We start from the raw sequence: 12,967 nt of genomic DNA on the forward strand, positions 1-12,967 counted from the left end.
GGGAGTTTGCCTGCCTAGCTGCACGGACATATAATCCGCCGATTTATCGGACAGTCTGCACGTGACGAAGAAACTGGTTGCCGGCAACTGGAAACTGAACGGCAGTCTTGCTGCCAACGCCGAGCTCGTTGCGGATATCGCCAGTGCGCCCGAGGTGGCGTTAGTGGATTGCGCGGTATGCGTTCCGTATCCGTATCTGGCGCAGCTACAGGCTATGCTCGACGGAACGGCGGTGGCGCTGGGTGCGCAAAACGTAAGCGAGTTCGCCCGCGGCGCCTATACCGGTGAGGTTTCCGCGTCCATGCTCGCCGAATTTGCTTGTTGCTACGTCATTGTTGGTCATTCCGAGCGGCGCGCGCTGTTCGCAGAGCAGGATGAGCAGGTCGGGCGCAAGGCGGCTGCTGCGCTGGCTGCCGGGCTGACGCCCGTCGTATGCGTGGGCGAAACGCTGGAAGAGCGCGACGCCGGCCTCGTAATGCAGGTGATCGGGCGTCAGCTCGATGCGGTTGGTTCGGTACTGGATGCAAATGCGCTGTCGCGTATCGTCGTTGCCTACGAGCCGGTGTGGGCAATCGGTAGTGGGCGGTCGGCCTCGGTGGCGCAGGTGGTGGAGGTTCACGAGGGCATTCGCGCCTGGCTGGTACGTCACTGCGAGGCGCCCGCCGGCGTGCGGATTCTGTATGGTGGTAGCGTCAAGCCGGATAACGCTGCCGAACTGTTCGCTGCGGCGGAAGTCGACGGCGGTCTCATTGGCGGTGCATCGCTGGTGGCGCGCGATTTTCTCGCCATCTGCCGCGCGGCGGCGATTCAATCCTGAAGCAAGTCATTTTTCAAGGTCTGTAATGAGCAACATTCTTTTTTCTGTGGTGCTGGTCGTGCACGTAGTGGTCGGCCTGGGTGTGATCGGCCTGGTTCTTGTGCAGCACGGCAAAGGCGCGGACATGGGGGCTGCGTTCGGAAGCGGAGCTTCGGGAAGTCTGTTCGGATCATCGGGCTCGGCCAACTTCCTGAGTCGAACCACCGCCGTGCTGGCGACGGTGTTTTTCGTCACTAGTCTCAGCTTGAGTTACCTGGCCAGCAACAAGCCCGCAGCGCCTTCCAGCGTCATGGAAGGGGCCGTGCAAAGCGCCCCCGCCGACGATGCCGCGAAGCCTGCCGTCGAGGCGCCGGCCGATGCTTCGAAGGCCCAGCAGATTCCGAAATAAAGCCGAAAGGACTTTGCGCACTGCGCAAAGCATCGTATAATTCTTTGGCTGTAACGAAACGCCTGCCGACGTGGTGAAATTGGTAGACACGCTATCTTGAGGGGGTAGTGGCGAAAGCCGTGTGAGTTCGAGTCTCACCGTCGGCACCAGATTCGGATGACGCCCGCATATGCGGGCGTTTCCTTGCAAAGCGGCCAAAACAATAATCGCGACATCAAGTCGTCGAACTCGATAGGGGTCAATGAGTCATGCTGGAAAACTACTTTCCCGTTCTGATGTTCATTCTCGTTGGTCTCGGTATTGGTGTTGTTCCTGTCGTTCTGGGTCGAGTCATTGCTCCCCATCGTCCTGACGCTGAAAAGCTGTCTCCCTATGAGTGCGGATTCGAGGCGTTTGAAGACGCCCGCATGAAGTTCGACGTCCGTTATTACCTCATTGCAATTCTCTTCATTCTTTTCGATCTCGAGATCGCCTTCCTCTTTCCGTGGGCGACGGTCTTTCAGGAATTCATTGCTGCCGGCGAGCTTGCCTGGTTTGTGTTCGGTTCGGTGATGGTGTTCCTGGCTATTTTGGTTATCGGCTACATCGTCGAGTGGAAAAACGGCGCACTCGACTGGGAGTAATGCAATGAGCATTGAGGGCGTCTTTCGCGAAGGGTTTGTGACTACTTCGCTCGATGCGGTCATCAATTGGACGCGTACTGGCTCGTTGTGGCCCATGACGTTCGGTCTGGCCTGCTGTGCTGTCGAAATGATTCATGCCGGTTGCTCTCGGTACGACCTCGACCGCTTTGGTGTGGTTTTCCGTCCCAGTCCCCGTCAGTCCGATCTCATGATCGTTGCGGGTACGCTGTGCAACAAGATGGCGCCTGCTCTCCGCAAGGTTTATGACCAGATGGCCGAGCCGCGGTGGGTTATCTCCATGGGTTCCTGTGCCAATGGCGGTGGCTACTACCATTACTCGTATTCGGTCGTGCGTGGTTGCGATCGCATCGTGCCGGTCGACGTCTATGTGCCGGGCTGTCCGCCCACGGCCGAGGCGCTGCTCTACGGCATCATTCAGTTGCAGAACAAGATCAAGCGCACTAACACCATTGCGCGCTGACGGGGTCAGAGATGAGTGCCAAGCTTGAACGCCTGAGCCAGACGCTGCGTGACGTCTTTGGCGACACCTTGAGGTCGCTTGTGGTCGATCGCGGTGAAGTCAGCATCGAGGTCGGTGCTGCGGACTATCTGCAGTTGTCACGTACGCTGCGAGATCATGCGGATCTCCAGTTCGAGCAGTTGATCGATCTCTCAGGTCTCGACTATTCGGCGTATGGCAACGGTGCCTGGACGGGGCCGCGCTTTGCGTCGGCAGCCCATCTTCTCTCCATCCGGCACAACTGGCGCCTGCGCGTCCGCGTGTTTGCCGAGGAGGATGCCTTCCCTGTGCTGGACTCGGTTTCGGATGTATGGCCGAGTGCGAACTGGTACGAGCGAGAGTCCTTTGATCTCTACGGCATCTTGTATGCCGGGCACCCGGACCTGCGTCGCATCCTTACCGATTACGGCTTTGTCGGTCATCCGTTCCGCAAGGATTTCCCTGTTTCCGGCTATGTCGAGATGCGTTACGACCCGGAGCAAGGGCGAGTGGTGTACCAGCCGGTAACCATCGAGCCGCGCGAAAACACCCCGCGCATCGTGCGCGAAGAGAACTACGGGGACGTCGGCCATGGCTGAAATCCGCAATTACACGATCAACTTCGGGCCGCAGCATCCGTCTGCACACGGCGTGCTGCGTCTGGTTCTGGAGCTCGACGGCGAAGTCGTCGAGCGCGCAGATCCGCATATCGGTCTGCTGCATCGCGGTACCGAGAAGCTGGCCGAGACGCGCACCTGGGTGCAGTCCGTCCCGTACATGGACCGGCTCGACTACGTGTCGATGATGTGCAACGAGCATGCTTACTGCATGGCAATCGAACGCCTGCTGGGTGTCGACGTGCCCTTGCGTGCGCAGTACATCCGGGTGATGTTCGACGAGATCACGCGCGTGCTGAATCACCTGCTCAACGTCGGCACGCATGCGCTCGATATCGGCGCGATGACGATGGTGCTCTATACCTTCCGCGAGCGGGAGGATCTGATGGATGCCTACGAGGCGGTATCGGGTGCCCGCATGCACGCGGCCTACTACCGCCCCGGCGGCGTGTACCGCGATCTGCCTGACCGCATGCCGCAGTATCAGACCAACAAGTTCAAGAACGCGAGTGTCGTCAAGGACCTCAACGCAGCACGCCAAGGTTCGCTGCTCGACTTCCTGGAAGACTTCACCGAGCGTTTCCCGCGTTATTGCGATGAATACGAAACCCTGCTGACCGACAACCGGATCTGGAAGCAGCGCACGGTGGGCATCGGCGTGGTGTCGCCAGAGCAGGCGCTGGCCTGGGGTTTTTCCGGCCCGATGCTGCGTGGTTCGGGTATTGCGTGGGATTTGCGCAAGAAGCAGCCCTACGAAGTTTACGACCAGCTCGATTTCGATATTCCTGTCGGCAAGAACGGCGACTGCTACGACCGTTATCTGTGTCGCATGGAAGAGATGCGCCAATCGAACCGCATCATTCGCCAGTGCATCGACTGGTTGCGCAAGAATCCCGGCCCGGTCATCACCGACAACCACAAGGTTGCGCCGCCGGCCCGCGAGCAGATGAAGTCGAACATGGAAGAGCTGATCCATCACTTCAAGCTCTTCACCGAAGGCATGCATGTGCCCAAAGGCGAGGTGTATGCGGCCGTCGAGCATCCCAAGGGCGAGTTCGGCGTGTATGCAGTGTCGGACGGCGCGAACAAACCGTACCGCCTCAAGTTGCGTGCGCCCGGTTTCGCTCACCTTGCGGCGATGGACGATATTTCGCGAGGCCACATGATCGCCGACGTCGTCGCGATCATTGGCACGATGGACGTGGTGTTCGGCGAGATCGACAGATAAATCGTCGCAGCACCGGCAGGATGATCATGCGCATTTCGCATGCGTATGACAGGTAAAGAACAGACGGCAGGCTACCCGGAAGACGAGCACGACATGCTGAGCCAGGAATCGCTGCAACAGATCGATCGCGAGATCGCCAAGTATCCTTCCGACCAGAAGCAATCGGCTGTGATGGCCGCATTGCGTATCGCGCAGGTCGAGAAGGGATGGCTGTCGCAAGAGACGATCGCTTTCGTCGCGGAGTATCTCGAGATGCCCGCCATCGCTGCCTACGAGGTTGCGAGCTTCTACAACATGTACGACCTTGCACCGGTTGGTCGCCACAAGATCACCGTGTGCACCAATCTGCCCTGTGCGCTGTCGGGCGGCGTGCATGCGGCCGAGTACATCAAGAAGAAGCTGGGTATCGATTTCAACGAGACCACGCCTGACGGCAAGTTCACGCTGAAAGAAGGCGAGTGCATGGGAGCTTGCGGCGATGCCCCTGTGCTGCTGCACAACAATCACAGCATGTGCAGCTGGATGACGACCGAGAAAATCGACCAACTGCTGGCCGACCTGGATAGCAAATGAGCGCGCACGGACTGATACTCGCCGGGGTAGACGGCGACCGCACCTGGCGGCTCCAGGATTACGTGGCGCGAGGCGGCTATTCCGCGCTGAAGAGGATCATTGCGGAAAAGATTCCGCCCGAGACCATCATCGGCGAGCTCAAGGCGTCGTCGCTGCGTGGTCGTGGCGGTGCAGGTTTTCCGACCGGCCTGAAGTGGAGCTTCATGCCGCGCTCTTTCCCCGGCGACAAGTATCTCGCCTGTAACTCGGACGAAGGCGAGCCGGGCACGTTCAAGGATCGCGATATCCTGCGCTACAACCCGCATACCGTCATCGAAGGCATGACGATTGCGGCCTACGCGATGGGTTGCGCGCGTGGCTACAACTATATTCATGGCGAGATCTTCGAGATCTACCAGCGCTTCGAGGAAGCCTTGGCGGAAGCGCGCGCTGCCGGCCTGCTTGGTCAGAACATCCTTGGCAGCGATTTCTCTTTCGAGCTGTTTGCCCACCACGGTTATGGCGCTTACATCTGCGGCGAGGAAACCGCGCTGCTCGAATCGATCGAGGGCAAGAAGGGTCAGCCGCGCTTCAAGCCGCCCTTCCCGGCGAGCTACGGTCTCTACGGCAAACCGACCACGATCAACAATACCGAGACCTTCGCGTCTGTCCCGTTCATCATCAACATGGGCGGAGAGGGCTTCCTCAATCTCGGCAAGCCGAACAACGGCGGCACCAAGCTGTTCTCGGTTTCCGGCCATGTGAATCGCCCGGGCAACTACGAGATCAAGCTCGGCACGCCGTTTTCCGAATTGCTCGAAATGGCGGGCGGCATGCGTGGCGGCCGCAAGCTCAAGGCGGTGATTCCTGGCGGCTCATCCGCGCCGGTGCTGCCGGGCGACGTCATGATGGACTGCACGATGGACTATGACTCCATCTCCAAGGCAGGCTCGATGCTCGGCTCCGGCGCGGTCATCGTCATGGACGAAACCACCTGCATGGTCAAGGCGCTGGAGCGTCTGTCCTACTTCTATTTCGAGGAGTCCTGCGGTCAATGCACGCCGTGTCGCGAAGGCACAGGCTGGCTGTACCGCGTGGTGCATCGTATCGAGAACGGCCTTGGCCGTCAGGACGACCTCGACCTGCTGAATTCCGTAACCGGCAACATCATGGGGCGCACCATCTGCGCACTGGGTGATGCCGCGTCGATGCCGGTGCAGAGCTTCGTCAAGCACTTCGGCAGCGAATTCGCGTACCACATCGAAAACAAGCAATGCCTCGTGCCGCCTGAAGTCCAGTACGCGGGCAGCCAAATCTACGTGAGCCCCTCATGCTAGAGATCGAAATCGACGGTAAGCAGCTGCAGGTAGCGGATGGCAGCACCGTGATGGATGCGGCCGCCAAGGCCGGTTCCTACATTCCGCACTTCTGCTACCACAAGAAGCTGTCCATCGCGGCCAACTGCCGGATGTGTCTCGTCCAGGTCGAAAAGGCGCCAAAGCCGCTGCCGGCCTGTGCCACCCCCGTGACCAACGGCATGAAGGTGTGGACCCATTCCGAGCAGGCCGTGAAAGCCCAGAAGGGGGTGATGGAGTTCCTGCTCATCAACCACCCTCTCGACTGCCCGATCTGCGATCAGGGCGGCGAATGCCAGTTGCAGGATCTTGCTGTCGGTTACGGTGGTAGCGAGTCGCGCTATCAGGAAGAGAAGCGGGTCGTGTTCAACAAGAACCTCGGCTCGCTGGTCTCTACCGACATGACCCGGTGCATCAACTGCACCCGCTGCGTGCGCTTCACCACCGAGATCGCTGGCGAGATGGAACTCGGCCAGGCTTTCCGCGGTGAGCACGCCGAGATCATGCCCTTTGTCGAAAAGACGGTGGACACCGAGCTGTCCGGCAACATCATCGACCTGTGCCCGGTTGGCGCGCTGACCTCCAAGCCCTTCCGTTTCGCCGCGCGGACGTGGGAGCTGTCCCGCCGGCGTTCGGTGAGTCCGCATGATTCGCTCGGGTCCAACCTGATCGTCCAGACCAAGCACGATGTCGTCAAGCGCGTTCTGCCGCTGGAGAACGAGGCCATCAACGAATGCTGGCTGTCAGACAAGGACCGGTTTTCCTATGAGGGCCTGAGCAGCGACGAGCGCCTGACTTCGCCGATGGTGAAGCAGGGCGGAGAATGGAAGACGGTCGACTGGCAGACCGCCCTCGAGTTTGTCGCCAATGGCCTGCGCTCCGTCGTGAAAGACCATGGCGCGACGGCTGTCGGCGGTTTGTTCTCACCCCATGCAACCGTCGAGGAACTCTTCCTTGGCCAGAAGTTGATGCGCGGGCTGGGGTCGAACAATGTCGATTTCCGGTTGCGGCAATGGGACTTCCGCGCCGACGGTCTGCGTGCAGGTGCGCCTTGGCTTGGCATGCCGGTCGCGGAGATCGGCGAGCTGAATCGCTTGTTGGTCATCGGCAGCTTCCTCCGCAAGGATGCTCCGCTGCTCGCGCAGCGGGTGCGTCAGGCGGCCAAGCGCGGTCTGCACGTTTCCGCGGTTGGTCCGAACGCCGAGGAGTGGCTGATTCCGGTGCGTCACCGTGCGCTGGTGGCGCCGTCGGCGATGGTTGCAACGCTTGCCGGCATCGTCGCGACGCTCGCCGCGGAGAAGGGCGAGGCTGCTCCCGCGGTTCAGGTCAGCGCTGAGGCTCGTGAAATTGCCCAAAGCCTGGCGACCGGCCGCAAGGTCGCGATCTGGCTGGGCAACCTCGCGGTTCAGGATGCGCGCTCAGCCGAGCTGCAGGAGCTGGCGCTCGAGATCGCTCGCTTGACCGATGGCCGTTGCGGATTCATTGGTGAAGCGGCCAACAGTGTCGGCGGCTATCTGGCTGGTGCGGTTCCGACCGCCGATGGCTTGAATGCCCGCGCAATGATCGAGTCGGCGCGCAAGGCCTACGTACTGCTGGGTGCCGAACCGGATCTCGATTTCGCTCATGGCGCGGCAACGCTTGCTGCGCTGCAAACCGCACAGCTCGTGGTGGTGATGTCTGCATTCGACTCGGCAGTGCTGCGTGACGTTGCCGATGTGATGTTGCCGATCGGACCCTTTACCGAGACTTCCGGGACCTTCGTCAATTGCGAGGGGCGAGCGCAGAGCTTCAATGCGGTCGCAAAGCCGCTCGGCGACACCCGACCGGCGTGGAAGGTGCTTCGCGTGCTCGGCAACCTGCTCAATGTCGATGGTTTCGGCTACGAGGACAGTGAAGCAGTGCGGCGTGATGCACTCCCCGACGATCTCGGCGCGCTCCTTGGAAACGGACTCAACGGTGTCGTTGGTCTCTCGGCGGGTGAGGCCGGTGCGCTTGAGCGCGTTGCCGATGTGCCCATCTACTTTGCTGATGCCCTCGTGCGTCGCGCACCGTCGCTACAGAAAGCGAAGGATGCCGCTGTGCCGCAGGCCCGTGCGAATGCGGCGACGCTCGGAGCGCTCGGCATCGAGTCTGGCGTTCGGGTCAAGGTCAAACAGGATGGCGTGGCGGTGGAGCTTACCGCTATGGTGGATAACTCGGTGGCGCCGGGGTGTGTTCGCGTGGCGGCTGCTCATGCCACCACCGCGGTTCTGGGCCCGCTGAGCGGCTCGATCAGTCTGGAGCGTGTCTGATGGAAGGCTTTCTGCAACCCGTCGCAGATCTGTTCGGACCGGCTTGGCCGGTAGTGTGGACGCTGGTCAAGATCGTTGCCATCGTCGCGCCGTTGATGGGCTGCGTGGCCTACTTGACGCTGGCCGAGCGCAAGGTCATCGGCTACATGCAGGTTCGTATCGGCCCCAACCGTGTCGGCCCCTTCGGCCTGCTGCAACCGATCGCGGACGGGGTGAAGCTGCTGTTGAAGGAAATCATCGTTCCGAGCAGCTCCAACAAGGGTCTTTTTATCCTTGGTCCGATCCTCGCGCTGGCCCCGTCGCTGGCGGCGTGGGCGGTCATTCCGTTCGATGATGGTCTGGTTCTCGCCAACGTGAATGCCGGCCTGCTGTTCCTGCTCGCGATCACCTCGATGGAAGTGTATGGCGTGATCATCGCCGGTTGGGCATCCAACTCGAAGTACCCCTTCCTCGGTTCGATGCGCGCTGCGGCGCAGATGGTGTCGTATGAGGTATCGATGGGTTTCGCGTTGATCTGCGTGTTGCTGATTTCCGCCAGCCTGAATCTGAGCGACATCGTTGGCTCCCAGGGGACGGGTCGTTTCCACGACATGGGGCTTTCCTTCCTGTCCTGGAACTGGTTGCCGCTGCTGCCGATGTTCGTGGTTTATCTGATTTCCGGTATCGCCGAGACCAACCGCGCACCTTTCGACGTGGTTGAAGGCGAAGCGGAGGTGGTCGCGGGCCACATGGTCGAGTATTCCGGCATGGCGTTCGCGCTGTTCTTCCTGGCCGAATACGCGAACATGATCCTGGTCTCCATCCTGACCTCGGTGCTGTTCCTCGGTGGCTGGCTGTCGCCGGTGGGCTTCCTTCCCGACGGGTTCCACTGGCTGGCGCTCAAGACCGCAAGCATTCTTTTCATCTTCCTGTGGGCGCGTGCGACCTTCCCGCGTTTCCGCTACGACCACATCATGCGTCTGGGCTGGAAGGTGTTCATTCCGGTCACCCTGGTCTGGGTGATCGTGGTGGCGGTGTGGATGATGTCGCCGCTGTCGATCTGGAAGTGAGGTTCTGAACATGGGTGCCAAGGATTACATCGGTAGTCTGTTCCTCAAGGAACTGGTGAAGGGCATGGCCCTGACCGGCCGCCATTTTTTTGCGCGCAAGATCACGATTCAGTTCCCGGAAGAGAAGACGCCGCAGAGCCCTCGCTTCCGCGGTCTGCACGCGCTACGCCGTTATCCGAATGGTGAGGAGCGCTGCATCGCCTGCAAGCTGTGCGAGGCGGTCTGCCCGGCCATGGCGATCACGATCGAGTCAGAGCAGCGCGATGACGGCTCGCGTCGCACCAGTCGCTACGACATCGACCTGACGAAGTGCATCTTCTGCGGTTTCTGCGAGGAAGCCTGTCCGGTCGATGCCATTGTCGAGACCAGGGTGTTCGAGTACCACGGCGAGCAGCGCGGTGACCTGTATTACACCAAGCAGATGCTGCTGGCGGTCGGTGACCGTTACGAATCGCAGATTGCCGCGGACCGCGAGCAAGAGGCCAAGTACCGCTAAGGGGAGGGCGCCTGAGGGCGCCGTGGATACTGAACATGGAATTCAAGACGGCTGTCTTCTACTTTCTCTCCGCGATTCTCGTGCTCGCGGCACTGCGCGTGATCACCGCGCGCAACCCGGTTCATGCCGCGCTCTTCCTGGTGCTGTCCTTTTTCACCGCAGGCGGCATCTGGTTGCTGCTGCAGGCCGAGTTCCTAGCCATCACGCTGATCATGGTCTATGTCGGCGCGGTCATGGTGTTGTTCCTATTCGTCGTGATGATGCTCGACATCAACCTCGACCGCATCCGGCAGGGGTTCTGGAGTTACCTGCCGGTGGGGGCGCTGATCGGCATCCTGATGGTGATCGAGATGGCAATGGTGCTCGGCGGCCGTTACTTCGGTCTGGATGCTATGCCGGCGCCGCCCGCCGCCGCTGCCGACTACAGCAACACCCGCGAACTGGGCCGTGTGCTCTACACCGATTACGTCTACCCGTTCGAACTTGCTTCGCTGGTGCTGCTGGTGGCGATGATTGCGGCGGTGTCGCTGACGCTGCGCAAGCGCAAGGGCACGAAGGCGATAGATCCGGCCCTGCAGGTCGCGGTCAAGCGTGAAGGCCGGGTCGAGCTGGTGAAGATGCCGGCCGAGAAGGAATAACAAGGCGCGAACAAGAAACGCGCCGGTTCTGGTACCGGCGCGATCAGGGAGTCACAGATGCTTTCGCTTTCCCACTACCTCATCCTGGGCGCGATCCTGTTCGCGATCAGCGTTGTCGGGATCTTCCTCAACCGGAAGAACCTGATCGTGTTGCTGATGGCCATCGAGCTGATGCTGCTCGCGGTCAACCTGAATTTCATCGCGTTCTCGCACTATCTGGGCGACATCGCGGGGCAGGTTTTCGTTTTCTTCATTCTCACCGTGGCAGCAGCGGAATCGGCGATCGGTCTTGCGATTCTGGTGGTGCTGTTCCGCAACCTGCGGACGATCCACGTGGATGATCTGGACAGCCTCAAGGGTTAAGGAAGCGTCACGATGACGGACATGCAAAAGCTCTATCTCCTCGTGCCGCTGGCGCCGCTGGCCGGCGCGATTCTCGCGGGTCTCTTCGGCAAGCTGATCGGGCGGGCCGGCGCACACGTGGTTACCATCCTTGGGGTCGCCGTAGCGCTGGTGGCTTCGGTATTTATTTACCAGGACGTTCAGGCCGGCAACACGTTCAACGGCACGATCTACACGTGGATGAGCGCTGGCGGCATCAATTTCGAAGTCGGCTTCCAGATCGATGCGCTCACGGTAATGATGATGCTGGTCGTGACCTTCGTGTCGCTGATGGTCCATATCTACACCATCGGCTACATGTCAGAGGATCCCGGCTACCAGCGTTTCTTCAGCTACATCTCGCTCTTCACCTTCTCGATGCTGATGCTGGTGATGTCGAACAACTTCCTTCAGCTGTTTTTCGGCTGGGAAGCTGTGGGCCTGGTTTCCTACCTGCTGATCGGTTTCTGGTACGAGCGGCCGACCGCGATCTATGCCAACCTCAAGGCCTTCCTGGTTAACCGCGTCGGCGACTTCGGTTTCCTGCTCGGCATCGGCCTGATCGTCGCCTACACCGGCAGCCTCAACTACGCGGAGGTGTTCGCCAAGGCGCAGGAGCTGTCGGTCATGGAGATGGCGGTGACCGGCTGGCCCTTGCTCACCGCGATCTGTATCTGCCTCTTCATCGGCGCGATGGGTAAATCGGCCCAGGTTCCCCTGCACGTCTGGCTGCCGGATTCGATGGAAGGTCCGACCCCGATCTCCGCGCTGATTCACGCTGCCACCATGGTGACGGCCGGGATCTTCATGGTGGCGCGCATGTCGCCGCTGTTCGAACTGTCCGATGTCGCGCTGTCCTTCGTGCTGGTGATCGGCGCCACCACCGCGCTGTTCATGGGTTTCCTCGGTATCGTGCAGAACGACATCAAGCGCGTGGTTGCCTACTCGACGCTGTCGCAGCTCGGTTACATGACTGTCGCGCTGGGCGTCTCCGCCTACTCGGCGGCGGTGTTCCACCTGATGACGCACGCCTTCTTCAAGGCGCTGCTCTTCCTCGGCGCCGGTTCGGTGATCATCGGCATGCACCACGACCAGGACATGCGCAATATGGGCGGCCTGTGGAAGTACATGCCGATCACCTGGTTTACCTCGCTGCTCGGTTCGCTGGCGCTGATCGGCTTCCCGTTCTTCTCCGGCTTCTATTCCAAGGACTCCATCATCGAGGCGGTCCATGCCTCGACCATCCCGGGTTCGGGCTACGCCCTGTTCTGCGTGATGGCGGGCGTGTTCGTCACCGCGTTCTATTCCTTCCGGATGTATTTCCTTGTGTTCCACGGCAAGGAGCGGTTCGGCGAGAACGGCCACGCCCATCACGATCACCATGGCGACCATGACGACGAAGAGCCGTCGGTCGATCACCATCACGGTCTTGCCCCTGGTCAGAAGCCGCACGAGTCGCCGTGGGTGGTGACCCTGCCGCTGGTACTGCTGGCGATTCCGTCGGTGCTGATCGGCTTCTTTACCATCGAGCCGATGCTGTTCGGCGAGTGGTTCAAGGGTGTGATCTTCGTTGGCGACAATCACGTCGGCATCAAGGAGCTGGCCGAGCACTTCCACGGCCCGGTGGCGATGGCGGTGCATGGCTTGCAGACTGCGCCGTTCTGGTTGGCGATGGGCGGTGTTGCGGTGGCCTGGTTCTTCTACATGGTCAAGCCGGGCATTCCGGCAGCGATCCAGCGCACGTTCAAGCCGCTGCACACCCTGCTCGAGAACAAGTACTACTTCGACCGTTTCAACGAGATCTTCTTTGCCGGCGGTTCGCGCCTGCTTGGCAAGGGGCTGTGGAAGGGCGGTGATCAGGCGCTGATCGACGGCGTGGCGATCAACGGCACCGCCAAACTGGTGGGCTGGGTGGCGCAGATCTCGCGCCTGTTCCAGACCGGCCACCTCTACCAGTACGCCTTCACCATGATCATTGGTGTGTTCGTGCTGCTGACCTTCTGGTTCAACCGCGGTTAAGCGACACGGCCCGC

14 protein-coding genes and 1 tRNA gene are annotated in these 12,967 nt (G+C 60.7%); all 15 read left to right on the forward strand.

Translation table 11 applies throughout. The annotated features are described in order from the left end of the window. Positions 1-61 precede the first annotated feature (61 nt). The 15 genes from tpiA to nuoL all read left to right on the forward strand — a co-directional run bounded on the left by tpiA (position 62) and on the right by nuoL (position 12,953). Complete coding sequence (tpiA, locus tag CJ010_RS08745; RefSeq protein WP_141017678.1) at positions 62-817, forward strand: triose-phosphate isomerase; 756 nt, start codon at positions 62-64, stop codon at positions 815-817. Positions 818-842: 25 nt separating this feature from the next. Then, positions 843-1,205 carry a preprotein translocase subunit SecG gene (secG, locus tag CJ010_RS08750; RefSeq protein ID WP_141017679.1) on the forward strand — a complete coding sequence of 121 codons (363 nt, stop codon included), beginning with the start codon at positions 843-845 and terminating at the stop codon, positions 1,203-1,205. A 64-nt stretch (positions 1,206-1,269) separates the two neighbouring features. Further along, positions 1,270-1,354, forward strand: a tRNA-Leu gene (locus CJ010_RS08755). A 99-nt stretch (positions 1,355-1,453) separates the two neighbouring features. Beyond that, entirely contained in the window at positions 1,454-1,828 is a 375-nt protein-coding gene (gene ndhC, locus CJ010_RS08760; protein ID WP_141017680.1) for an NADH-quinone oxidoreductase subunit A, read from the forward strand. Between the two features lie 4 nt (positions 1,829-1,832). Next, positions 1,833-2,309 (forward strand): NADH-quinone oxidoreductase subunit B family protein, encoded by a 477-nt coding sequence (locus CJ010_RS08765; protein WP_011765130.1) that lies wholly within the window; start codon positions 1,833-1,835, stop codon positions 2,307-2,309. A gap of 11 nt (positions 2,310-2,320) precedes the next feature. Beyond that, positions 2,321-2,926 (forward strand): NADH-quinone oxidoreductase subunit C, encoded by a 606-nt coding sequence (locus CJ010_RS08770; protein ID WP_141017681.1) that lies wholly within the window; start codon positions 2,321-2,323, stop codon positions 2,924-2,926. After that, positions 2,919-4,172, forward strand: a complete 1,254-nt coding sequence (locus CJ010_RS08775; protein WP_141017682.1) for an NADH-quinone oxidoreductase subunit D — start codon at positions 2,919-2,921, stop codon at positions 4,170-4,172. The genes CJ010_RS08770 and CJ010_RS08775 overlap by 8 nt, the downstream gene beginning before the upstream one ends. A 93-nt stretch (positions 4,173-4,265) precedes the next feature. Continuing rightward, positions 4,266-4,745 (forward strand): NADH-quinone oxidoreductase subunit NuoE, encoded by a 480-nt coding sequence (nuoE, locus tag CJ010_RS08780; protein WP_141017683.1) that lies wholly within the window; start codon positions 4,266-4,268, stop codon positions 4,743-4,745. Continuing rightward, positions 4,742-6,061 carry an NADH-quinone oxidoreductase subunit NuoF gene (gene nuoF, locus CJ010_RS08785; protein ID WP_205754919.1) on the forward strand — a complete coding sequence of 440 codons (1,320 nt, stop codon included), beginning with the start codon at positions 4,742-4,744 and terminating at the stop codon, positions 6,059-6,061. Before nuoE ends, nuoF begins: the two co-directional genes overlap by 4 nt. Then, positions 6,055-8,370: an NADH-quinone oxidoreductase subunit NuoG gene (gene nuoG / locus CJ010_RS08790; RefSeq protein WP_141017684.1), complete on the forward strand. Its 2,316-nt coding sequence runs from the start codon at positions 6,055-6,057 to the stop codon at positions 8,368-8,370. The genes nuoF and nuoG overlap by 7 nt, the downstream gene beginning before the upstream one ends. Next, a complete protein-coding gene (gene nuoH, locus CJ010_RS08795; RefSeq protein ID WP_141017685.1) occupies positions 8,370-9,419 on the forward strand; it encodes an NADH-quinone oxidoreductase subunit NuoH in 1,050 nt (349 codons plus the stop codon). The genes nuoG and nuoH overlap by 1 nt, the downstream gene beginning before the upstream one ends. 10 nt (positions 9,420-9,429) lie before the next feature. Further along, the gene (gene nuoI / locus CJ010_RS08800) at positions 9,430-9,915 is read left to right on the forward strand and encodes an NADH-quinone oxidoreductase subunit NuoI (RefSeq protein ID WP_141017686.1); all 486 of its coding nucleotides are present in this window, start codon (positions 9,430-9,432) and stop codon (positions 9,913-9,915) included. 35 nt (positions 9,916-9,950) lie between these two features. Next, positions 9,951-10,553 (forward strand): NADH-quinone oxidoreductase subunit J, encoded by a 603-nt coding sequence (locus CJ010_RS08805; protein ID WP_141017687.1) that lies wholly within the window; start codon positions 9,951-9,953, stop codon positions 10,551-10,553. A gap of 57 nt (positions 10,554-10,610) precedes the next feature. Further along, entirely contained in the window at positions 10,611-10,916 is a 306-nt protein-coding gene (gene nuoK / locus CJ010_RS08810) for an NADH-quinone oxidoreductase subunit NuoK (RefSeq protein WP_133587840.1), read from the forward strand. A 12-nt stretch (positions 10,917-10,928) separates the two neighbouring features. Then, entirely contained in the window at positions 10,929-12,953 is a 2,025-nt protein-coding gene (nuoL, locus tag CJ010_RS08815) for an NADH-quinone oxidoreductase subunit L (protein WP_141017688.1), read from the forward strand. Positions 12,954-12,967 lie beyond the last annotated feature (14 nt).

This window comes from Azoarcus sp. DD4 (assembly GCF_006496635.1).
GTDB lineage: Bacteria > Pseudomonadota > Gammaproteobacteria > Burkholderiales > Rhodocyclaceae > Azoarcus.

Coding starts and splice junctions, on each gene's coding strand:
- secG (WP_141017679.1), top strand. CDS start 843: ATGAGCAACATTCTTTTTTCTGTGGTGCTGGTCGTGCACGTAGTGGTC.
- CJ010_RS08775 (WP_141017682.1), top strand. CDS start 2,919: ATGGCTGAAATCCGCAATTACACGATCAACTTCGGGCCGCAGCATCCG.
- CJ010_RS08770 (WP_141017681.1), top strand. CDS start 2,321: ATGAGTGCCAAGCTTGAACGCCTGAGCCAGACGCTGCGTGACGTCTTT.
- nuoH (WP_141017685.1), top strand. CDS start 8,370: ATGGAAGGCTTTCTGCAACCCGTCGCAGATCTGTTCGGACCGGCTTGG.
- nuoL (WP_141017688.1), top strand. CDS start 10,929: ATGACGGACATGCAAAAGCTCTATCTCCTCGTGCCGCTGGCGCCGCTG.
- nuoI (WP_141017686.1), top strand. CDS start 9,430: ATGGGTGCCAAGGATTACATCGGTAGTCTGTTCCTCAAGGAACTGGTG.
- CJ010_RS08805 (WP_141017687.1), top strand. CDS start 9,951: ATGGAATTCAAGACGGCTGTCTTCTACTTTCTCTCCGCGATTCTCGTG.
- nuoF (WP_205754919.1), top strand. CDS start 4,742: ATGAGCGCGCACGGACTGATACTCGCCGGGGTAGACGGCGACCGCACC.
- nuoK (WP_133587840.1), top strand. CDS start 10,611: ATGCTTTCGCTTTCCCACTACCTCATCCTGGGCGCGATCCTGTTCGCG.
- ndhC (WP_141017680.1), top strand. CDS start 1,454: ATGCTGGAAAACTACTTTCCCGTTCTGATGTTCATTCTCGTTGGTCTC.
- nuoE (WP_141017683.1), top strand. CDS start 4,266: ATGCTGAGCCAGGAATCGCTGCAACAGATCGATCGCGAGATCGCCAAG.
- nuoG (WP_141017684.1), top strand. CDS start 6,055: ATGCTAGAGATCGAAATCGACGGTAAGCAGCTGCAGGTAGCGGATGGC.
- CJ010_RS08765 (WP_011765130.1), top strand. CDS start 1,833: ATGAGCATTGAGGGCGTCTTTCGCGAAGGGTTTGTGACTACTTCGCTC.